This window comes from Bradyrhizobium genosp. A, from assembly GCF_049949275.1.
In the GTDB taxonomy this organism is placed as follows: Bacteria; Pseudomonadota; Alphaproteobacteria; order Rhizobiales; family Xanthobacteraceae; genus Bradyrhizobium.
The window spans coordinates 3086407-3109972 of record NZ_CP188196.1; the positions used below are offsets into that span (position 1 = coordinate 3086407).

Here is a 23566-nt window from a genome sequence, read left to right on the forward strand (position 1 = left end):
CCCACGTTAGTATCGAGTGTTCGGCCGAGCGCGGACGGAGTGGCGACACCCTGGTCGCCAACGCGCTCAGGCTCTTCGGCGACTTCGGCAGTCGGGGTGCCACATAATGGGATTGCAGGTCGTTACCCTGGCAGGTTGGCTCTGAAGTAAGCTGTGGTCGGCTTCAGCCCGTCTTCCAGCGAAATCTTTGGAGACCAACCGAGCTTGGCTTCTGCCAAAGCGATGTCAGGCTTGCGTTGCTTGGGGTCGTCCTGGGGCAAGGGTCGGGTAACGAGAGGAGATGAGGAGCCCGTTTCAGCTATAATGAGCTCTGCCAGCTCTTTCATCGTGAATTCGACCGGATTCCCAAGGTTGACGGGGCCGGTGACGTCGTTCGGACTTTCCATCAACCGAATGAGACCGTCGACCAGATCGTCGACGTAGCAGAAGGATCGGGTTTGGCTTCCATCTCCGTAAATCGTGATGCCATCGCCCTTCAGCGCCTGAATGATGAAATTGGAAACCACGCGTCCATCAGCAGGATGCATTCGGGGTCCGTAGGTATTGAAAATCCGCGCGACTTTGATGTTCAGGCCATGTTGTCGATGATAATCGAAAAACAGCGTCTCCGCACACCGCTTGCCTTCGTCATAGCAGGATCGAGGTCCAATTGGATTGACGTTGCCCCAATAGGCCTCTGTCTGAGGATGCATCGATGGGTCGCCGTACACTTCGCTCGTGGAGGCCTGAAGAATGCGACATCCGACCCGCTTGGCAAGGCCGAGCATATTGATCGCGCCGTGTACTGAAGTCTTGGTCGTCTGGACCGGATCATGCTGATAGTGGATCGGAGAAGCCGGGCACGCAAGATTATAGATTTCGTCGACCTCAACATACAGCGGGAAGGTGACATCGTGGCGCAAGAATTCAAACCGGGGATGGCCGTGCAAATGCTCCAAATTCCTCTTGGTTCCCGTGAAGAGATTGTCTGCACAGAGAACCTCGTGCCCCTTTTCGAGCAAACGATCGATCAGATGGGAACCGAGAAAACCGGCGCCTCCTGTCACGAGAACACGCTTGCGGCTGTCATAGAGGCGCGGCATTTATCAATCTCCAAATACAAAAAGTTCCATAGCGAAAAAGTAACGACCTCACGCCTGGCGTCCGGTTTTGCAAGACGTAAGTGCGATGTCGACGGGCCGCCGATAGCAGTGGACAGTTCCAGCGACGCCCCGTCGCCATCTTAGTATAATCGAAACGAAAATCCGATTCGAATAATCTTAAGGTTACGGTGAGGGGCCTCCGCTAACCCTTATTGATCATCTAACGTCCATTACACGAGCCTTGCATGACGCCGGATGGGTATTTGGCCAGCACGAGCGATAAATCCGCTCCTTGAACACGCCCAGCTGGCCTGGAAGAGCGTTGCCTCAAGAAGACACATAATACCCGCTTCCACTGCCGGAAAAGCCGACGTACACGACACCGTATTCGTTGGCATCTCCCTCAATACAGGTAATGAGATCGTAGCTTCCAAGTGGGTACTCCCCAATCTTGGTCCACTCTATGGTATTCGCGTTCCAAGCTGCGAGGCGGCTGACGGAACGATAGATTCCCCATTTCTTTCGATACAATCCTGCAAACCATACAGTCGGGTAGTCGCCCTCAGGGGCGGGCTTGCCAAAACCAAAGGCATAGACGCATTGGACGTCAGTAACTGCGCGAAAATTCTTGCAGCCGTCTGTTGTCCGCAAGAAAACGCAATAGGGTTGATTGTTGGGCGTTGCGGCCCCGCTACAGGCAAACACGTGACCAGCATGTCCGGGCACGGACCGAATCCTGGCTAATCCTTCATCATTTGGAATCAGCTTTGAACTCTGCTTTGACCAAGAGCCAATCGTGGCCGTCGTGTCGGCAACATACCTATAAAACCCACTCACCGAATTGTAGGCGTAAAAGGTTTTCGGAAGCGCGCGGTCTGCGCAGAGAATGTGTCTGTTAAGTAAGAAGTTTGTGCCCCACCCGCTGCCGGCCCCCACGGGCAGGTCTTGCGGCTCGGTCGGCACCCAATTCGCTCCGCCGTCCAGCGTTATGTGGGGGCGAGCCAGGTTCGGAGTGCGTCCGTTCCCGCGTGGGATCCACATGTAGGTCAGGGCGTCGGCTGCCGCGATACAACCACCAAGGCAGCCGCTAATTGCACTCGAGGGGGGAGAGTTCTTTGGAAACGCCTCCCAGGTTTTTCCGCCATCAAGCGATTTTCCAGACTGATCGTTTGCAGGTGGAAACCAATTCATAACGGCCACGATGGTTGCCGGACTCTCTGATGCCCAATCGGCGGACCAGGCAGTTTGAATTGAATGCTGGTTGCTGGGGCCGTGCGTGAGCGGATAGACATCCCGACCTTCGACCCGGAAAATGGGGCGATCCCAACTGGCGACGATCGGCTTCTGGCCCGGTGGTGAACATATCCAGTTGGTTACTAGTTGTTCGATTCCCCTGCTTTGCGAATTCCATGACCAGGCGCGAGAGGTGTCGTCTGGAGGTGATGACGTAAAAAAACCGATTCCTTCGGAGAAAGTCAGCAAATTTTGCTGAGATGGATCGAACCTAATCATCCCAGCACTCATCGATTGTTCGTTAGTCCATGCGAGCCACGGAATGTCGCTTGCGGTTCGGCGCTTTGTTCCCGTGGCAAATGTTCCCGGGCAATAGCCGGATGGCCATGTCTTCCCGTGGTCGGATGAAATGTTCAGCCTGCCGCCACCGTCGCACACGGCGATGCGATTGCCATCGTGTGGGTCGGGAGCAACCGACCAGGCCGCATGCGCACCATCGCTGCAATTCGCGAGGAGAGCCCACTTGCCTGCTGCAAAGCGCCAAACGTTCGCGGGCCCGCTATCTCTTGCACAAGCATACAACGTTCCATCGGCGGGAGATACTGCGGCGTCCGAGACTTGCTTGGGACCGCCGGACATTGCGGCGAATTCCACACCTCCGTCCGGGGAACTGAAAAAACCATTTCCGTCACTGCAAACATAGACTGAGTTGGTTCTGCCATTCGTCGTGCCGGACGTCGGGTCGAAGGCGATAGAGAAACTATAACCCTGGTTGCGACTTCGAGGAACGGATGTCACCAATTTCCAGTTCTCGCCGGCATCGAAGGTAGCAAACAAGCCATCCCCAAGAGTGCCGAGATAGACGACGTCTGGATTGAAGGGGTCGACCGCCATATGACAATTCGTAATCTTTCCAGGCGGTCCATTTGTCGCCAAGCTCACAGGCGCCCAGCCTCGCGTTCGTCGAAACGTCTCTCCTCGATCCCGGCTGATATAAACGTGGCTCTGAAGCGTGGATCCGACAAAAAAGCCTGTCACCATGTAGATACGATTCGGATCCGAAGGGGCTACTTGTACCTCATAACCGCCGGCTTCCGATAAACCGTTTCCAGGGGCGACATCTTGCGCGGGCATCCGCGTGCTGGTGCGCAGTTGGTCCCATCTCATGCTTGTGCGGTTCCAAAGGTAGCAGCCGTATGTATCCGTCCTGCATACGATCGTCGAACCATCATTGGATATGCTGTGTCCAGTCAGGTATCCGCCGGCACCGATGGCCAACGGCGACCAGCGGCCCGCGGCGTGCGGCACAACCGCTTCGGTGTGCGACGCGCGGACAAACTGTTTGCCTGCGAGAACAGAAGCCAGGGCCAAAAAAGTTCGCTTCGTGAGCATATGTCTCAACATCAATGCTGTCTCGCTTGGCGGGCGATATGTGTGCGGCCCAACCCAAATGAGGGAGTCGTCAATCGCGATGCGCTTGTCTCTGATTCTGAAATATCCTGTCATACAAGAGCGAAGTCTGCTGTGCTCCTTGCAAGGACAGGTGATTGTCATCCAGGTACAGTGGCCTGCCATTGACAGACACGGCGCAACGTTCACCATCACACAGTGCAAGATGTGGCAATAGGATCTGAATGGGAAATTTCTGCTGCAGATCCATAAGGGTCGAAAGGATGAACTTATTCTTGTGCTGAAAAGCAGCGAGAGGAATTTGCAAATCGGTTCGATCAAGGCCCAGATGCTCTATGAAGAGCGCCTTCGGTATACGAAAAGAGGGTTCAGGCAGAGGGCCTATTACCCAGATAGTCTTCTGAGCGTTCACCAATTGCCGAAGGAGAGCCTCGAACCCGCGCACGAAGATACGCTTGTTTTCTTCGGGCGTGCTTGCCGTCCCCCCTTCGTCACGAAGCCTAATATCAACGGGGGCCTCTGCGGCGGAACCCGGCTCGCCCAACTTCCAATTGGTCCATCGGGAGGATAGCACCACGGTATCAAGGTCAGGACGAGATTCGACGACCTGGAGCATTTCCTTGTTGTAATCTTCGCAATGCTGATACCCGGGGTTTGCGGCCAAGTCACTCCCTACGTTTCTGTCGATGCCAAAGCCGATTCCGATCGGGCAATCCACTGATGCGGCAAGAAGGAAACTCGCGCGATTTCTGTTTGCAGCCTGCTCCATTGCGCTGCCCGTGACCACTGCGTGGGAATCGCCCCAAAGCAATACATGTGGACTTGCTTCGCGAAATCCAAGCTTGCATGCTTCTGTCGCATGCACGATTTTACGCTCCCAGCTCAGACACTCCATGTGATGACGGTCTTTGTCGAGCTCCGCGTCCAAATAGGTGGTTGAAGTGAGATCGAGACGGGAAGGAAAGCCCTTGTAAGAACTAATCGCTATTCCGACGGTGCAGGCCAGGACCATTCCTGAAGTGGCTACGGTTACGGGGCGTCGAACGCCTGCGGGTTTCTGTTTTTGTCGAAATGGACGCTCGATATAATTCAGCGAGAGAAATGATATCGCGAGTAATGCGACGCAGAGAGCCGCCTTGGTGCTCCACGACAGGCCGGCGAGCTCGACATAGCTGGCAAACGCGATGAGTGGGAAATGCCAGAGATATAGCGAATATGATGCCTTGCCGATGGCTGTCATCAATGGCAGTGCAAGAACACGATGAACTGCCGTTTGCGTGGAAACGCCGCTCCAAATGATGAGGGCGGCGCCAAGCGTAGGCGCGAGGGCGGCCGTTCCAGGAAATCTCATCGATGAAGAATATGCGAATATCGAAAACGCGATCAGGGCAGCGCCAATTGCTGCTGCACATGAGCACGCAAATCCTCGTCGAGCAGTCGGTGTAAGAACAATGAGGCCTCCGACCAGAAGCTCCCATGCTCGGGTCGGCCCCAAATAAAAGGTGGCGCTTGGCTTGAAGAAGACGAGGACGGCGCCGAGGAAAAAAGAAACCGCGCAGATGAACGCGAGCGTTGCGAATTGGACGCGAGCGCTGCGGGGAATTACCTTCAGCAGCAGTGGGTAAAAAAGGTAGAATTGCTCCTCGATTGCAAGTGACCAAGTGTGCAGCAGCGGACTTTCGTTCGCTGGCCCTGTAAAATAATTGGTCTGCCGCCAGAAGAAAATGTTGGATACGAACAAGGCTGCAGCGATGATGCTTTGCCCCAGGGTGTTGTAATCCGATGGTGCCATCACTACGAACCCGGCGGCGGCGCAGAACAAGAGAATTGAGAATAGCGCCGGGAAAATGCGTCTTGCTCGACGCTCGTAGAATTTGGCTATCGAAAAATTTCCGGCGTCAATTTCGGGAAGAATGATCGATGTGATCAAATAGCCTGAAATAACGAAAAAGATGTCTACGCCTACGAAACCGCCGGCGAAGACCGGTGCGCCGATATGGAAGAGCACAACCGGGACTACCGCAAGAGCACGCAATCCATCGATATCTGCTCGGTAGTGAGCACTCACAAAAATAAATCCCTCAAAAATCAATTCTAAACGGATACCACTCATTGGGTCGTCTGTCATAACCTACGGGGTTAATGTGACAGCAGCGGCTGCTTCGATTTCGCTCGGTTTGCGCCTCCTTGCACAAAAAATGAACTTGGGGTGTCACGGCCATCAACTTGAGCTAGCGACATCGAAGCTCAGCTTGGGATGAGGAAGTCAGATGGAGCGCGCTCTGTTCATAAATTACGTAATATTACGGACGAGCGTTCTTGCCTAAGAATAAGAAGAAGCCCATTAGAGAAAAGTGATTGTAAATCAATCGGTTGTGGTTGTCTCTTTCGGGTGGCGTCCGTCAAATAAAAGCCTTATCCGGCCGTTAACCATGATTCACGCCGCCGGTGGTGGGCCGGCGGGTACAGGTGGGGCATAGCTAAGCAAGTCGGTTGGAACGGACATCTTCTGTTTCGATTTAATCGAGACGGGATGGTTGTTCTGCGCGACTGTCTTACGTGCCACCGGTTTTTCTAACTTTGAGCCGCTTGGGGGAAGCATGATTAAACTGTCGTCTGCACCATATAACTCGGTTGATCCAGGCCCTTCCGTAGCGCTCCAAGGCGTCAATTCCAAAGCCGCAACGCCGGTGCGTATTAAATACGCGTCGGAAGCCGCGCCAGTTTATAGAAATTTTTACTTCGTCAATCAACCTGACTTTCAGACCCGAACCCTAGGGTTCCCTCGACCTGCGAGCGATACCGCTTGCAATTTGGCCTGATCCATCGAGGGGACATCGTGGTAAGGATACCATTCACCAATTTCACTAAGCGCCGGGCGGATTTTCTCCTGGATAGCGATGCTGCTGACTCGTACTCGGTGACCCGGGGGCTGTCGGCTGCATTTGAAGTCGACCCGGCTCTACTGGCTTTCGAGCGCCAGGTTGAGGTATCTCCGTCGCGTGTTGACGGCGAGAAAGCTTCGACCGAGCGCGCAGCGGCTTCAGCAGTTGCGCCAACCGGGGTCGTTGAACCTGCGGTTAGTATCGTTGAGGGCGGTAGCGTCGAAATTAACGGCGCTGGTACGCAGTCTGTCACATTCCTGGGTTCGACCGGTACTCTCAAGATTGATCATTCTCTTGCCTTCACCGGGACCATCACGGGCCTGATGGGAGAGGACGCTATCGACTTTGCCGATATCAGCTTCGGCGCCCAGACGAAGGTGACGTTCTTGGGCGATCATGACGGCGGTAAGCTGACGATTACCGACGGAATCAATGCCGCAAGCATCTCGCTGCAGGGCGACTACCTTTCATCGACATGGACCATGTCGAGTGATGTGAATGGTGGGACGATTGTCGTCGATCCAGTGGCCTCCGGGACTTGGGAAACGCTAAAAGTTGGGGCGGGCGGTTGGGTCCGCAACCTCGACATTGCCTCTGATGGCACGGTGGTCGGGAGGACCGACACTTACGGGGCCTATCTTTGGAATGGAAGCCAGTGGGAGCAGCTGGTAACCGCCAACAGCTTGCCAACCGCTTTTGTCTCGGCAAACCAGAATAACCAGACGCTAGGTCAGGGTGTTTACGAGATCCAGATTGCGAACAGCAACACCCAAATATTTTACATGATGTACGACGGTTACGTGTTCAAGAGCACGGACCGGGGTACGACTTGGACACAGACATCGTTCGCTCAGGTCAGTGCGAACCCTAATGACGCCTATGCCCAGTACGGGCAGAAGATGGCCATTGATCCGAGCAACCCAAACATAGTCTACGTTGGTACGCCATCGAACGGCCTTTGGGTCACGAAAGATGGCGGCGTGACCTGGCAGCAGGTCAGTCAAGTCCCATCGGCGTCAGCCGAGAGTGGCCTCACTGGCATTCTGTTTGATCCCGCTGTTGGCGGGGTTGTTGGCGGTGTCACGCAAACCATCTTCGCCGAGAGCAATGGCAACGGCGTTTATTTGAGTACGAATGGCGGGGCATCCTGGAAGCTGCTGACAGGTGGGCCGACGACTGTCGTTAATGCCGCTGTCTCGCCAACTGGCGCCTATTTCGCTACAGACGGCCAAAACCTCTGGCGGTATTCCGGCGGTGCTTGGACTCAATCGTCGACCGGCATGGGTGGCGCCGGGATTCAGGCTGTTGCGGTTAATCCGAATAATGCCAACGAGATCGTTGCGGTCTCTCCGGCCGGTTATCTGAGCGTCAGCTATGATGGCGGGACAAGCTGGAGCGGCGTCGACTGGTCCAGTAATGGAGTCAGCTCGACGGATATTCCGTGGCTGCAGGCAGGAAATACGGCCACAAGCGGCAATTTCCTTTGCGTTGGCGGGGTAGTATTTAACCCACTCGTTCCGAACCAGATTATCGCGTCGGCAGGTACCGGCGTTTGGAATGCGACTGTTCCAACAACCGGTTTGAATTGGAATACTTCTGTCACTTGGAACGATCAAAGCCTCGGGATCGAGCAGCTCGTCGCCAATCAGATCATCGTTCCCACGGGCGGGCATCCGGTTTTGGCGTCGTGGGATCGGCCGTTCTTCTATGTCAGCGATATCAACAGCTACCCGTCGACTTACGGTCCCGTCGCCAGTGTGAACATTGATGCGGGCTGGTCAGTCGACTACGCATCGTCGAATACAAATTTCGTGACGGGTCTGTTGAACTACGGCAAAGCCGTCTACTCGACTGACGGTGGCCAGACTTGGAACAGTTTCGCCAGCCTTCCTACATTTCCTGCGCAAGCGAACGGCGGAACGATCGCGGCGAGTACGCCACAGAACATTGTTCTGGCGCCGGCCAATGGTGTGCAGCCCTATTATACGCTTGACGGCGGAGCGACCTGGAAGGCGGTAACCCTTCCGGGGGTTACAGACTGGTCGACCTTCGAAGGATCTTCTTATCTCGACGAACGCTCCATCACCGCCGATCGCGTGCTGGCCAACACGTTCTATCTCTACTATGCCGGCCACGGCGTCTATCGCAGCACCGACGGCGGTGCGTCGTGGACGCAGGCCTACAGTGGAAATGACGGATTTGGTTCGCAGTGGAACGGGTACATTTCGCCATTTACGACTTTCAACAATGAGTTGATGTCGGTTCCCGGAGAGGCCAGTAACCTCTTTTTCACGGGCGGAAATCAAAGCGGCTATATGCCGAACTATCCGTTCATGCGGTCCACGGATGGCGGAACCACGTGGAAGCCCGTCGCGAACGTATTGGACGTTACTTGCTTCGGATTCGGTGCATCGGCCACGCCTGGCGGGTATCCCGCAGTTTATATTGTAGGCTATGTCAACAACGTCTACGGCATCTGGCAATCGGTAGACAATGCGCAATCCTGGACGCAAATGGGAACCTATCCCAACAGTAGTCTGGACAACATCAAGACCATCGCCGGCGATCCCACTATTTTCGGTCAGGTCTACGTCGGGTTTATGGGGTCAGGTTACGCGGTTCTGACAGCGTCTACGTCGACGTCTGCCCACATCAGTTCGATCGCGGAGACGCCCTCGACGGGCAATCTGAATGCTGGAAATGCCGTCACCCTGACACTCAATCTGAGTTCCTCGGTGACGGTTGCGGGTGGTACGCCGACGCTGACGCTGAACGACGGGGGCGTTGCGACCTATACGGGTGGCTCGGGCACCGGTGCGCTGACCTTCAGCTACACGGTTGCGGCAGGGCAGAATACCGCGTTGCTGTCGGCGACCGCCGTCAATCTTAACGGGGCGAAGGTCTCGGACAGCAGCGGCAATGCTGCCAATTTGTCGCTTACGGCCATCACCCAGGCAGGACCCCAGATCGACACCACGGCGCCGACGGTGTCGTCGGTGGCGGCCTCTGGCACCGGCATCACCTCCGGCAGCGGCGATCTCAATGCCGGCAAGGTGGTGACGCTGACGGTGAACCTGAGCGAGGCGGTGACGGTGGCCGGCGGGACGCCGACGCTGACGCTGAACGACGGCGGCGTCGCGACCTATAGCGGCGGCTCCGGCAGCAGTGCACTGACGTTCAGCTACACGGTTGCAGCCGGCCAGAACACGCCCGACCTGACGGTGACGGCGGTCAACCTCAACTCTGCCACCGTCAAGGACGCTGCCGGCAATGCCGCCAACCTGGCCGGCGCGGTGAAGAACCCGTCCGGCACGCTGCAGATCGACACCACGGCGCCGACGGTCAGCACGATTTCTGAAACGCCTTCGAGCGGCTCTCTGAACGCTGGCAAACTCGTCACCTACACGATCACCATGAGCGAAGCGGTGACGCTCAACACGACCGGCGGAAGCCCGACGCTGGCGCTCAACGATGGCGGCACCGCCACTTATGTCAGCGGTTCCGGGACAAATGCGCTGACCTTCAACTATACAGTAGTGGCTGGTCAGAACACTCCCGACCTGATGGTGTCGACCTTCAACCTGAACGGCGCCACGGTGGTGGACGGTGCCAGCAACGGCGCCAACCTGTCGCTCGCCGGTATCGCCCAAGGCAGCCCGGCGATCGACACCACGGCGCCGACGGTGTCGTCGGTGGCAGCCTCGGGCACGGGGATCACCTCGGGCAGCGGTACGATCGGAATAGGCAGCGTCGTGACGCTGACGCTAAACCTGAGCGAGGCGGTGACGGTCGCAGGCGGCAGGCCAACGCTGACGCTGAACGACGGCGGCGTCGCGACCTATAGCGGCGGCTCCGGCAGCAGTGCACTGACGTTCAGCTACACGGTTGCAGCCGGCCAGAACACGCCCGACCTGGCGGTGACGGCGGTCAACCTCAATTCGGCCACCGTCAAGGACGCTGCCGGCAATGCCGCCAACCTGGCCGGCGCGGTGACGAACCCGTCCGGCACGCTGCAGATCGACACCACGGCGCCGACGGCGCCGACGGTGTCGTCGGTGGCGGCCTCTGGCACCGGCATCACCTCCGGCAGCGGCGATCTCAATGCCGGCAAGGTGGTGACGCTGACGGTGAACCTGAGCGAGGCGGTGACGGTGGCCGGCGGGACGCCGACGCTGACGCTGAACGACGGCGGCGTCGCGACCTATAGCGGCGGCTCCGGCAGCAGTGCACTGACGTTCAGCTACACGGTTGCAGCCGGCCAGAACACGCCCGACCTGACGGTGACGGCGGTCAACCTCAACTCTGCCACCGTCAAGGACGCTGCCGGCAATGCCGCCAACCTGGCCGGCGCGGTGAAGAACCCGTCCGGCACGCTGCAGATCGACACCACGGCGCCGACGGTGTCGTCGGTGGCGGCCTCTGGCACCGGCATCACCTCCGGCAGCGGCGATCTCAATGCCGGCAAGGTGGTGACGCTGACGGTGAACCTGAGCGAGGCGGTGACGGTGGCCGGCGGGACGCCGACGCTGACGCTGAACGACGGCGGCGTCGCGACCTATAGCGGCGGCTCCGGCAGCAGTGCACTGACGTTCAGCTACACGGTTGCAGCCGGCCAGAACACGCCCGACCTGACGGTGACGGCGGTCAACCTCAACTCTGCCACCGTCAAGGACGCTGCCGGCAATGCCGCCAACCTGGCCGGCGCGGTGAAGAACCCGTCCGGCACGCTGCAGATCGACACCACGGCGCCGACGGTCAGCACGATTTCTGAAACGCCTTCGAGCGGCTCTCTGAACGCTGGCAAACTCGTCACCTACACGATCACCATGAGCGAAGCGGTGACGCTCAACACGACCGGCGGAAGCCCGACGCTGGCGCTCAACGATGGCGGCACCGCCACTTATGTCAGCGGTTCCGGGACAAATGCGCTGACCTTCAACTATACAGTAGTGGCTGGTCAGAACACTCCCGACCTGATGGTGTCGACCTTCAACCTGAACGGCGCCACGGTGGTGGACGGTGCCAGCAACGGCGCCAACCTGTCGCTCGCCGGTATCGCCCAAGGCAGCCCGGCGATCGACACCACGGCGCCGACGGTGTCGTCGGTGGCAGCCTCGGGCACGGGGATCACCTCGGGCAGCGGTACGATCGGAATAGGCAGCGTCGTGACGCTGACGCTAAACCTGAGCGAGGCGGTGACGGTCGCAGGCGGCAGGCCAACGCTGACGCTGAACGACGGAGGCGTCGCGACCTATACGGGGGGCTCGGGCAGCAATGCACTGACCTTCAGCTATATTGTCGGATCGAGCGACAGCACTGTCCCAGCACTCGCAATAACCCAAATCGTTTCGAACGGGGCTACGATCCAGGACACGGCGGGAAACTCGGCCAATCTATCGGGCGCATTGACAAGTCTTCCGAACCTCGTCGTCGCTGCTCCAGCCGGAGGCACCGTGATTGAGGCTTTCGGCTCGACCGAAGTGGTGGTGAGCGGAAACAACTACTATCTGCTGAACGTCAGCACCGGCACAGGGCCCATACTGACTATTCAGGGCGCGAATGCTCAGCCGACCAGCTTCAGTGGTTGGTCGGTGATCGGTGCCGAACAGACCGCCACAGGCTATGACGTCGCCTGGAAGTCCACGAGCGGGGTCTATACGGTCTGGAGTACCGATAGCAACGGCCGCTATCTTTCAACTCTGGTCGATAGCGTAGCGGGCAGTGACGCGACGCTGCAGGCGTTGGAACCCACCTTCCACCAGGATCTCAATGGCGACGGCATGATCGGTGCAGGCACCGTGATTGAGGCTTTCGGCTCGACCGAAGTGGTGGTGAGCGGAAACAACTACTATCTGCTGAACGTCAGCACCGGCACAGGGCCCATACTGACTATTCAAGGCGCGAATGCTCAGCCCACCAGCTTCAACGGTTGGTCGGTGATCGGTGCCGAGCAGACCGCCACAGGCTATGACGTCGCCTGGAAGTCCACGAGCGGGGCCTATACGGTCTGGAGTACCGATAGCAACGGCCGCTATCTTTCAACTCTGGTCGATAGCGTAGCGGGCAGTAATGCGACGCTGCAGGGGTTGGAGGCCACCTTCCACCAGGATCTCAATGGCGACGGAGTAATCGTTCTGTCGGGCAGCGGGACAATCATTGGCGCAAACTCGTTGACTGTCGGCAGCGGGGCAACTGTGGAGCTTGTGGGGGCATATTCCGGCACCGTAAGCTTTGCGGGTGCAACTGGTAAGCTTGTGCTCGACCAATCGACAAAATTTAGCGGCAGCTTGGGCGGTCAGCTTACAACCACCAATTTCATCGATCTGCGCGACGTTACCGCCGGTGCCGGCGCGACCGTCAGCTATACCGGGAACAATTCACCTGGAAAGCTTAGCGTGAGTGACGGAACTAACATCGCGAAATTCGCTCTTAGCGGCAACTATTCGCTGGGCAACTTCATCGTATCAAGCGATGGGAATGGTGGCACACTGCTCGTAGATCCTCCGCTTCCCGCTGATCGGGGCAGCGAAGCTCTGGCGTCTAGCTCGGATACAACCTCGGGCTGGCTCGATTCGATCGACTCAAAGCTCGCCTTGTGGTCGCAACTTAACGCATCGGCGTTTCCGTCCTCGCCCTTCGATGCCGGGACGTCGGGCAACACCGGGATTTCCGAGATTGGTGCTGTCAATCCGGCCTTCCAGGTGGCGACGTCAGCAATTGCCCAGCACTATCAAAGCTCGCTGTCCTGATGCGCTGCACCTCATGCCATTGAGGGCAGCCGTTCGGGTTAGCCCATTGAGCTAGTCGACAAACTCGACAGGCCGCTTGCGGTTAATTTCGTTTAAAGCAATGCTTCGGCCTGTCAGGCATTTAACAGCGAATATGCGTCCATATTTAAAAGTATTGTTTCTGCTGGTTTTTTTTCTTGTCGCTGGGGCGCAGCGACCGGCGGGTGCGACTGTGTCTGAGAGGCGCTTTGCGCTTGTCGTTGGGAACGCATCTTACGAGGCCCACCGGCTTGCCACGCCGGCAAATGACGCCGAGCTGATCGCGCGAACGCTGCAGGCCGCAGGGTTTGAGGTCGTTCATGTCCGCGATTTGAAACAAGACGCACTGAGCCAAGTCTTTAGTGAGTTTTTGGAAATGCTTAGGAAGGCAGGCCCGGGTTCGGTCGCTCTAGTGTACTTTGCTGGGTATGGCTTGCAGCTCGAATGCGAGAATTATCTCCTGCCAGTCGACGCGAGAATTGCGGTAGCGTCAGATCTGCCCCGTTATGGTTTGCGGCTTTCCGACTTCATGCACAGGCTGGCCGCGCTTCAATCGAAAGCTTCGATCGTAATTATCGACGCCGCCCGACAGACTCCGTCTGTTCTTGACGCTGTGCCGCTTGCCGCTGGGCTTGCCTGGCTCGAGCCTGAGGCTAATACCCTGGTTGCATTCAACGCGGCGCCCGGGATGTTCTCGGCGGACGCAACGCAAGGCTATGGCCCCTACGCAAGAGCGGTTGCCGAGATGATCAACGAGGCGGGCTTTACTGTAGCCGAAACTTTTCTTCGTGTCCGCCTGCGCGTCCATGAATTGACAAGAGGTGCGCAGGTGGCTTGGTACAGTTCAAATTTCGACCAACAGCCTGTGCTCGTTGAGCGCTCTGTTGACCAATTGCAACACGCTCATTCGCTGGAGCGTGAAGCATGGGTACGTTCTCAGGCAATGGCCAGTCTTGGCCCGCAAGAAGCCTACTTGGCAGCCCTGATACGAGACAATTTTGACGCGTATGCCGATTTCCTTGCGGACCATCGGCGTGACCCGCTGGGCAAGCGGGTTCTGGCAATGCTCGCGGTGCGGCGCGAGGCGATTACCTGGCACCGGACCTGCCGAGCAGATGTACGGGAGGCCTACTGGACCTATCTGGAGCGATATCCGAACGGTGCCCATGGAATGGATGCTCGTCGCCGTCTTGAGAAGCTCGGCGCATCGATTGCGGCGCCTGCCAAATTCAGGAGGGTGGAATACGACATCCCCTCGCCGCTACCAGACGAGCTCGATTATAGCGGACGGCGTGTACCGTTCCTTGCCGACGCCGCATTCTTGCCTGAGCCAGAAGCGGGACTGCGCGAAATCATAGGAGATCCACCGGAATTTGCTTTTCGGTCCGCGGCAGCTCCTTCTGCTGCGAATGATTTCCCGGTGACGATACCGGTGCCCATGCCGGGCCGCCCCGAAGCGCTCCCCCGCGCTGGACAGCGTGATAGCTCCCTTGATTTCGATACGGCACAGATGAGGCCGTCAATTGACGATCACCCGATTAAGGCCGATCTGCCATCGGCTCGGCCATCTTCCGTTGCTGCGAAGGCGGGGCTGACCAGCGGGCCAGACGACGAGGGTGTCGTGCCAGCGATTCCACAGGTGTCTGGCCTTGCTGTCCCGATCAAACTGCCCTTTTGGGCGAATTTGGATCCGTCTCGCGCGGCAACTGCGATCGCTAGTGCGGACGCAGTTCCCGATCCAGCCAAGTTGCCTGGCTGGGCCAGCCAGGAGCCGATACCGTCGGATCGGATCATGCAAACGGAGCTCGAACCGTCATGGACGGGAGCCTTGCCGCATCCGGCTCCGGCCTTACCGATCCCCACGGGGCTAGCGCATAAGGGGCGACGGTGGGTCATGTTGACGCCGGAAGGAGCTATCCCATTACCGCCTGTGCGACCGCTTAAGCTTGCGCATAGCTTGGTGCCCAACCGGGCAATGTCTTCTGTGTTCACGTCATCGGTGCCACAGACTAGGCGACAAACTGCCCCTTCGCTCGCTCTTGGTGGATCAGCTCAGCCGTCCCAAACGACTGGTAGACTAGCCCCGCTGAAGCCACACTCCTCCAACCCTGCTTCGATTTCGAGGCCGACTACCGCTCGCGCAGGCTCTCCTGCCGGTACTTCATCAGGGGTGACAGCAGGTAGCCAATAATCCGGCGCGACCCAGTTTTGATCTCGGCAGTTACGGCCATGCCGGGAGACAAATTCACAAGCTTGTCCTCGACCTTGAGCTGAGGATTTTCGACCGAGATTCGCGCTACGTAGTTGAGCTCTTGGCCACGGGGCTCGCTGGTTCCGGCGGCAGCGCCCGCCGGGGGCCGTTCGTTGGGCCTGTCGTTCGAGTCGCGCGCAACCGAGTCGGAGGAAATCGTCCGCACCTTGCCTCTCAGGAGACCATACCTCGTGAAGTCGAATGTATCGACCTTGATCTCCACAGGATCGCCAGTATGGATGAAGCCGATATCGCGATTATTGATCGTCGCTTCGATCTCGATCTGGCTGTCGCTCGGCACAATAACCATCAGAGTCTGGGCGGGCGTCACCACGCCGCCGATCGTGTGGACCGCCGATTGCTGAACGGTGCCCGATACGGGGGCGGTCAGCAGTTGAAGTTTGGCGCGTTGCTCCGCCTTGGACAGGTCGGCCTCCAGGCCGCCGGCCTTGCGCTCAGCCTCTGTCAAGTCGGCTAGTAAGGTTCTGCGATGCTCGGCCCGGGTCTGACTGCGTGTTTCGATCAGAGCAGCAATAGCGGCCTCAGTCTCCTTGGCACGACTTTTCTGAACCAGCCTTTCCTGCTGGCTATCGGTCAACTGCTGTAGCACCTCGAAGTACTGAAGTCTGGAACCGTACTCGCTGAGGGATTTCCGAATGTTGACGCGCTCCTCGATCGTCGGAATGACGGCCTCGAGTTTGCCAACGGACGCCGAAATCGTCCCAAGTTCGGCCTCCTTCTGCTCTCGCTGTCCGTCTAGGGAAGCGATCTTCGCTCGGTGCTCAGATACCTGCGCAAGCAGGAATTGACGCTGCATTGCAACAAGCGTCTTGCTCGCCCCCTCCGGGGGGCGAAATGCGGTCAGCGGATCATCCGTGTCCGCGAGTGCAGCTCGCAAACGGGCAATGTCTAGCTGTGCGGATTGCAAATCACTCTTTAAGTGGTTGATCTCACCTTCATTGATGGTGGGATCAAGCTCGATCAAAAGGGCGCCAGCCGCGACAAACTGACCGTCAACAACCTTAATAGCGCGTACGACACCAGTCTCGAAGGGTTGGATCACCTTACTCCGACCCGTAGGTATGACCTTTCCGGTCGCTGTCGCCACGACATCCACATGGCCCAAAACTGACCAGCCCAAGCCGAGTAATAGCATCGTTATGATCGTCACCCCAACGGCCCGGCCAAGGGGCGAGGGGGGTGTTTCGACGATCTCAAGCGCGGCAGGCAGGAATTCCAGTTCTTCGGAACCCCGCGTCCTGCTCGGCGCCAAAAAGGGGATTACTTTTCTTGCCGGCTCCATCGAATCCATGCTCAAGAGGGCGCTCAACTTCGAGGCGCGTTAATACCGCCCAGCTTGGCTGCAGACAGTAAATCTTCCCTTTGGTCGGGGATAAAATGGTCGAATATAAAGCGCCAAGCCCTTGCCCCATTCGGTTAATAAATCAAACGCTACCGCGGCGCTATACTGGGGCTGCCAGTTGCGGCGCTTCAGCAGCTAAAATGGCTAGAATCGGGACAATTTAATGACGGATGGTTCAGAAATTCCTGTGCCGAGTGATCCAGGCTTCGTGACGCTAGCGATGCTGTTGCGGTTTCACGGTGTCAGCGCCAGCCCCGAACAGATTCGGCACCATTGTGGCACGGGAGCGATCGATACCGCCGATATGGTCCGCTGCGCCAAGGAATTTGGCCTCAAGGCTCGTGAGTTAAAGGTGAATTGGGTGCGACTGCTGCGTACCCCCTTACCGGCCATTGCGGCGCTCAAGGATGGCAGCTTTCTTCTGCTCGGGAAGATCGGCGACGACAAGATCGTTGCCCAGTCTGCCAAAACGCCGCGTCCCGAATTGCTGACGAAGGCCGACTTCGAGGCGATTTGGGACGGGCGCATCGTTTTGATGACGAGGCGGGCCGATCTGACGGCGTTGACACGCCGCTTCGATTTGACCTGGTTCTTGGGTGCGATCCACAAATATCGTTACCAACTGGGCGAAGTGCTCGTCGCGTCTCTCTTCCTGCAGGTACTTGGGCTTGCGTCGCCCATGTTCTTTCAGGCGGTCATCGACAAAGTCCTCGCACACCGCAGTCTCAGTACGCTCGACGTGCTCGCAATAGGCCTGATTGGAATAGGGCTATTCGAAACCATTCTTAGCGCGTTGCGGACCTATCTCTTCTCCCACGCGACCAATCGAATCGACGTCGAACTCGGAGCGAGGCTGTTCCAGCATCTGCTTGCGCTGCCTACCGCTTATTTTCAAGCCCGGCGAGTTGGTGATTCTGTAGCAAGGGTGCGCGAACTCGAAAGCATCCGAACGTTTCTCACGAGCTCTGCGCTGACCTTGGTCATCGACCTGCTTTTCACCCTGGTTTTTCTCGGCGTCATGCTGGTCTACTCGCCTTTGTTGACTGGCATCGTGTTCGCCGGACTACCGGTTTACGTCGCAATTTCTGTTGGGACCACGCCGCGATTTCGGCGGCTGCTTGATGAGAAGTTTAAACGCGGAGCTGAAAATCAGGCTTTCCTGGTCGAATGTGTAAACGGAGTGGATACGCTCAAGGCCATGGCCGTCGAGCCCCAGATGCAAAGGCGTTGGGAAGAGCAACTTGCCGCCTATGTAGCGGCAAGTTTCAGGGTTCTGCGCTTGGGCAACACCGCTAGCAACAGCGTTCAGTTCGTAAACAAAGTGGTCATGGCGGGAATTTTGTATTTCGGCGCCCGCCTTGTCATCTCCGGGGACCTGACCGTCGGCGAACTAGTAGCTTTCAATATGTTTGCGGGACGAGTGAGTCAGCCGGTATTGCGCCTTGTTCAGATCTGGCAGGATTTCCATCAAGCCAGACTGTCCGTAGATCGTCTGGGAGATATCCTTAATACGACTCCAGAGCCCAAGTTCAACCCAGCTCGTACAGCGCTGCCCTCGATACGGGGAGATGTGGTTTTCGATGACGTCGTTTTTCGGTATCGCATAGATGGACCAGAAGTTTTGCGCGGCGTCAGCTTTAAGGTGTCTGCCGGGCAGGTTATCGGTATTGTTGGTCCTTCCGGCTCCGGCAAGAGTACAGTTGCGAAACTCATTCAGCGCTTGTTTATCCCCGAGAGCGGCCGCGTGCTCATTGACGGAGTTGATTTGTCAATGATTGACACGTCCTGGTTGCGGCGCCAGGTCGGTGCGGTCCTGCAAGAAAACGTCCTCTTCAACCAATCCATTCGCGCAAATATTGCGTTATCTGATCCGGGTATGCCTATCGAACAAATCGTAGAAGCGGCAAGGCTTGCGGGGGCTCATGATTTCATACTGGAACTGCCAGAAGGCTATGACACGGTCGTCGGCGAGCGCGGAGCCAGCCTGTCGGGTGGCCAACGGCAGCGCATTGCGATAGCTCGGGCGCTCGTAACGAATCCTCGGATTCTGATCTTTGACGAAGCTACGAGCGCTCTGGACTACGAGAGCGAGCGCGTCATTCAAGACAATATGCGGAGTATCGCCCAGGGTCGAACGGTGTTTATTATCGCGCATCGTCTATCGACCGTCCGGCGCAGTGATCGAATATTCACTATCGAGCGTGGGCTTTTGGTGGAAGACGGCACCCACGACGAACTCCTGCGTACGGGCGGACGATATGCGACGCTTCACCGCGTCCAGGCCGATATTCACGAAGTTCGGTAGCATTAATCGCGGCTATCGCCATGGTTTGCGCACAGTCTGGCTCTAATCGTTGACAGATAAGGGGTTTTGCTCGCTGTGGTTGTGGCGGTCATTTCCAGCGGATGAGATAAATCCCTTGAGGAAACCCGAGAGGGCACCTAAACACACCTAGTCATCGCTCCTCAAAGGCGCGAATCATTGCAACTGGAGCGTTTATGGCAAATTCAATCGCACAAAAGTTGAATTTGGAAAGTATGTCAGTCGATGAAATGTGGCACCTTCACGAAGAGATCAGCCGCATTCTGTCGATCAGGCTGACGACCGAAAAACAGGAACTCGAAAAGCGTTTGGCTCAACTCCGCCGTGAAGACGATATGCGCAAGGCGGCCTCGTCGGGCTTGCACGCAATCGATACGGTTCCGCGGACACGCCGAAAATATCCAAAGGTGCTTCCGAAATACCGCAATCCAAAGAATGTCAGCGAGACCTGGTCGGGAAGGGGGAAGCAGCCGCGCTGGTTGGTGGCAGCCCTGAAGACCGGATGCACAATCGATGAATTTGTTATTGATGCGTCCAGGGCCGGCAAGCGCAAGACGAGCGAGAGACGTCGCAGGAGCCATAGTTCGCATGCTTGAGTCGGGGTGCGAGTTTTGCGCTGCTTGCGCCAAGCCCCTTGTAACACGGTCCCCGAAAATGAATCGGATTTTGGCCGCTGGTTTGTTCCGTTAACGGACAAGACGCCTCCGCTGGAGGCCGATTCGTTGTGGTGGCAGGTTAATTCATTCTCGGCGAGTGAAGTTGATCGTGGGTTAGACTGGTCAATCGGGCCGGGCCAATCGCGCGCCCGCATTCAGCAATCTTGACCCGTTGCCGCAACTTAAGCAGTTCTTCATATTTCGCGGAAAGATCTTCTAGCGCAATTCCGCCGCTGCTTTTGCAATTGTCTGAACGAAGTAGTCTGCTCATGAAATTAGTTCCCGATAAGGAAGCTTACTGGTCAAAAGTGACGATCGACACGTCAAAAAACTCACTACATCGTTGAATTTGTCAAAAACACTCGCATACGTTACCAGATATTAAGGCAGCGTTCGTAAATATGTAGCCTCTCTAAAATTTTCGTCTTTTTTACCTAACGGCAAGATCCTTTCGGGATTGGACCACCCCAACGGGGCCGCCCATCCCTGGAAACGACGGCCAGAGTTCCCGCGCTACTAGTGGGCCAGCAGTCCGTTTCACGCGGTTAATCGTGACTAACCACTGCGAGCTATCTGGACTTGGTCAGCATTTTGCATTTAACGGTATAGTGAAATCTATGGCGAGGTTAAATGCGAGCAGTTTTTGTGCGTCTTTTGAAAATCATTTCTGTCTTGATTGTTGTTTTCTATGTGCTGCCGGTGTCCCTGCAGGCGAGCTTGGCGCTATGGGACCGCCTCCTGACGCCCGCTATCGCAGGCGTGGAAGTAGCGGATATGGCGAGCGCAAGCCTGATTCCGGCGGCTGACGCGGAACCTGCCGCCCACGTTCTTGTCATGTCGGTTCCTCTGTCTGGCTCGCCCGGAAGGTTCCTTACTCATAGCTGGATCGTGTACAAGCACCAGGGACCTTCTGCCTGGATGCGCTGTGAGGTTCTCGGTTTCGCCAGCCGAGACTCTACTGGTGCTATCAATGGTGAGTGGCTGGACAATCAGCCGTCGCTGAACAGATTTGCCCCGGATGGAAGATGGTTCGGAAAAGTGCCTGAAATAATTGTGAGCGTCGAGGGCGCCGCCGCCGAAAGGATGATTCCAAAAATCGAAAAGGCGATCGAGGCCTATCCAGCGACGGCGGGCCATTACCGAACTTGGCCGGGACCAAACAGTAATACTTTTGTGGCCACGATTTTTCGAGCAGTCCCAGAACTAGGAGCCGCCCTGCCGCCCACCGCTGTCGGAAAGGATTTTAGGAAGGGCGTCTTTCTCGGGTGGACAGATAGTCACACCGGGGTCGAACTAAATGTGAATGGCGTTCTAGGAATCAAGATTGGCCGCGTCGAAGGAGTCGAGGTTAACCTGCTCACTCTGGTCGCGGGGGTCGATCTCCGCCCATTTAGCTTTAAGTTGCCCGGCGTCGGATTCTTGGGTTTTGGAAACCGCCAAGTCGTCCCCGATCGGGAGCCTTCTCGTGCTTACGCGGCGAGGCCGTGAGATCAACAGCCCCGTAGGCTGCTACGAGGCTTTCCAAGAAGTTTTGAAGCGAAAGTCGTCGGGCACCTTCAACTTCCTTATAGTGTTACCTGCACTCGATAAGTCGGGCGCTTCAGCTGCGCTGGGAATATGACCTATCCGATTACGCGGCTTGAAGATTTCGTTGGCCTGGTCTGCTTGCGCACTGCAAATCAGGATCCGCTCACCCACGAAAACAGCAACGGGGACCACAGCTGTTGCGGCATTTTTGATCGCCTGAGACCCTCCATCCGGGAACTCACCGGTCGATAACGGCAAGATCACCAATTGGGCCCTTGCCTCGGCGCGGTCGAGATATCGGCTATGCGCGCGACCCGCGATGATCACGGCCATCAAAACCGTGCTTACGATGAATAGCCAAACCCAAAGCATATCGCCCCAAACTCCTATCTCTGACAGTGTCTCTGCGATTCGAAGCTTATTTGCGGCGCCCAGAGCGAGATACCAAGCTTTCAAAGTTAATAACTCCTGAATGGTTCCCCGCAAAAAAGGAGAAATTTGCCGAATAGCCGATGGAGGTCTTTCGATGTTCCTTCAAAGGGAACTGCGGATATGTTCTTAGGGGCAGGGCTTGCCGCGGTTTGGGATTTCGAGGCTTGCATCGCCTAAATCGGAGCGCTATTCAAATTTTTTAAGCGCGCTGCACGCGCGACACATTGCGGGGAGCTTCCTGGTGAGCCGGATTTTGATGTCGCCCCTGCCTAAAAGAGACAATATTATCAGATCGCTACATGTAGGCTTGGTAGTCGGGGCGGTTGGCAGACTGTGCCTAGGGGCGATTGCCTTTGTTGCAGCAGCCACGCTTTTTGAATTTGGGTCACCCCAGCCCGTGGGAGCAACCGAATTGGGGCCGTTCTTTTGGATGGAGCCTCCCACGGTGCAGATCGAAGATCGTCCTAAGCCTCTCTACGCTCCATATGGATACTATGGCTACCAAGGCGGCTGTTCCCGCCAGCCCGTTTGGCAGGGGCGGCGTTGGCGAAGCGTAACGGTCTGTCGTCGTTGACACACGTCGAGCCAGTCGGCGCGCCGGGCCACAAGCCTTTGCATTCTAGCCGGGCCTGAAATCTTGCTGCTAAGCGCTCGCTGATGAGGCAAAGACCGCGGTCGGGCAAACGCGACCACACCGATGCGCCTGATTGCCTCTTGCGCCAGCGGGCGGCGGCAATTGAGTTCCCCGCAGAGCCGGCGCCATTTTCCAAGCGTCGGTTAGGGCCAGCCAGCAGCCTGCTGTAGTTGCGGACGCGATGCCGCTTGCCGCCTATCTCTTCAGGATTGCCGGGAGCGCGTGTTGACAGGATGGCTCAATTTTTAGTTAGAAATTTTATATTATTTTGCGCGAGATCGTACTATTCTCGTCTAGAATTATTTCTTTGTTTCTGGGCTCGGCTCGTTGGCGGCCGGCCGCATTATTTCAGCAGCGAAACATTTGCGTCAAGATTCGTATGGCCTCACCTCGATATCTCGCCCGCCAGTATTTTGAATTAAAGCAATTACGAAAATTGTTGGCTTATCTTCAGTTGCGGCTGTCGCGGCGCCTCGCCAGACGTCGGAGAAAATCTTCCATCCGCCGCAGGCTTCCTTGACTTGATACCAGGGCGACTTCGACGGCTCGATATTGTTCGGCATTGTCAGGGCTACGGTGCTGTCTAAGTGAATAGGTGCTGCGCTATCCATGCTGCAATCCAGATTATCGCGATGACCCAGCCAAACGTTGCAGCCGCGCTTAGCACCGCCCAAGCCGTCTTGATCGCCGGCCGGGACGCCCGCGCCTTATCCAATAAATGCCGGTCATCAGAAGGCGCCTGTAGGCGTTTCACGCTGTACTCCCTGCGATCGCGTTCCGATGGATATGTCAGAGGTGGCGGCTAATTTTACGCCACCACGCCCAGCGTACAAACGGCTGCTGGCAGTAAGCTTGATCGGTCAGGTTAATGCAGCGACCGCTCAGCGATGTGTCAGGCGGGTAAGCGATGGCCGGATGCCTCGTCCGGCATGCGCAGCGGTTCGCGCGAACTGTGGCTGGCCCGCCTGAAGCGCATGCCGTCGTCTAATTCGGACGAGCTCTG

At 57.1% G+C, this 23566-nt stretch carries 11 protein-coding genes; 5 read left to right on the forward strand and 6 right to left on the reverse strand.

The window, feature by feature from the left end:
• Positions 1 to 122: 122 nt before the first annotated feature.
• From ACP2YP_RS14250 to ACP2YP_RS14260, 3 genes are all read right to left on the reverse strand, one after another.
• Positions 123 to 1082: a UDP-glucuronic acid decarboxylase family protein gene (locus tag ACP2YP_RS14250; protein ID WP_426424843.1), complete on the reverse strand. Its 960-nt coding sequence runs from the start codon at positions 1080 to 1082 to the stop codon at positions 123 to 125.
• Positions 1083 to 1409: 327 nt separating this feature from the next.
• A complete protein-coding gene (locus ACP2YP_RS14255) occupies positions 1410 to 3719 on the reverse strand; it encodes a hypothetical protein (RefSeq protein ID WP_426424844.1) in 2310 nt (769 codons plus the stop codon).
• Between the two features lie 58 nt (positions 3720 to 3777).
• Complete coding sequence (locus ACP2YP_RS14260) at positions 3778 to 5838, reverse strand: acyltransferase family protein (protein WP_426424845.1); 2061 nt, start codon at positions 5836 to 5838, stop codon at positions 3778 to 3780.
• A gap of 693 nt (positions 5839 to 6531) precedes the next feature.
• Between ACP2YP_RS14260 and ACP2YP_RS14265 the strand changes: the two genes are divergently transcribed.
• Together ACP2YP_RS14265 and ACP2YP_RS14270 are read left to right on the forward strand one after the other, a co-directional pair.
• Positions 6532 to 13359 (forward strand): VPS10 domain-containing protein, encoded by a 6828-nt coding sequence (locus ACP2YP_RS14265; protein WP_426424846.1) that lies wholly within the window; start codon positions 6532 to 6534, stop codon positions 13357 to 13359.
• Between the two features lie 100 nt (positions 13360 to 13459).
• Positions 13460 to 15568, forward strand: coding sequence for a caspase family protein (locus ACP2YP_RS14270; protein ID WP_426424847.1), 2109 nt, complete (start codon positions 13460 to 13462; stop codon positions 15566 to 15568).
• On the opposite strand, the gene ACP2YP_RS14275 is transcribed toward ACP2YP_RS14270, so the two are convergent.
• Positions 15507 to 16940: an HlyD family type I secretion periplasmic adaptor subunit gene (locus ACP2YP_RS14275; RefSeq protein ID WP_426426151.1), complete on the reverse strand. Its 1434-nt coding sequence runs from the start codon at positions 16938 to 16940 to the stop codon at positions 15507 to 15509. The two genes, ACP2YP_RS14270 and ACP2YP_RS14275, sit on opposite strands and share 62 nt — an antisense overlap.
• 214 nt (positions 16941 to 17154) lie before the next feature.
• On the opposite strand from ACP2YP_RS14275, the gene ACP2YP_RS14280 reads away from it, so the two are divergent.
• The 3 genes from ACP2YP_RS14280 (at position 17155) to ACP2YP_RS14290 (ending at position 21458) form a co-directional block, all read left to right on the forward strand.
• Positions 17155 to 19296 carry a type I secretion system permease/ATPase gene (locus ACP2YP_RS14280; protein ID WP_426424849.1) on the forward strand — a complete coding sequence of 714 codons (2142 nt, stop codon included), beginning with the start codon at positions 17155 to 17157 and terminating at the stop codon, positions 19294 to 19296.
• A 194-nt stretch (positions 19297 to 19490) separates the two neighbouring features.
• Positions 19491 to 19910, forward strand: a complete 420-nt coding sequence (locus ACP2YP_RS14285; RefSeq protein WP_426424851.1) for an H-NS family nucleoid-associated regulatory protein — start codon at positions 19491 to 19493, stop codon at positions 19908 to 19910.
• A gap of 690 nt (positions 19911 to 20600) precedes the next feature.
• Positions 20601 to 21458, forward strand: a complete 858-nt coding sequence (locus ACP2YP_RS14290) for a DUF3750 domain-containing protein (protein WP_426424852.1) — start codon at positions 20601 to 20603, stop codon at positions 21456 to 21458.
• Positions 21459 to 21479: 21 nt separating this feature from the next.
• On the opposite strand, the gene ACP2YP_RS14295 is transcribed toward ACP2YP_RS14290, so the two are convergent.
• Both ACP2YP_RS14295 and ACP2YP_RS14300 read right to left on the reverse strand, forming a co-directional pair.
• A complete protein-coding gene (locus tag ACP2YP_RS14295) occupies positions 21480 to 21830 on the reverse strand; it encodes a hypothetical protein (protein WP_426424854.1) in 351 nt (116 codons plus the stop codon).
• Between the two features lie 1101 nt (positions 21831 to 22931).
• Entirely contained in the window at positions 22932 to 23174 is a 243-nt protein-coding gene (locus ACP2YP_RS14300; protein WP_426424855.1) for a hypothetical protein, read from the reverse strand.
• Positions 23175 to 23566: the final 392 nt, after the last annotated feature.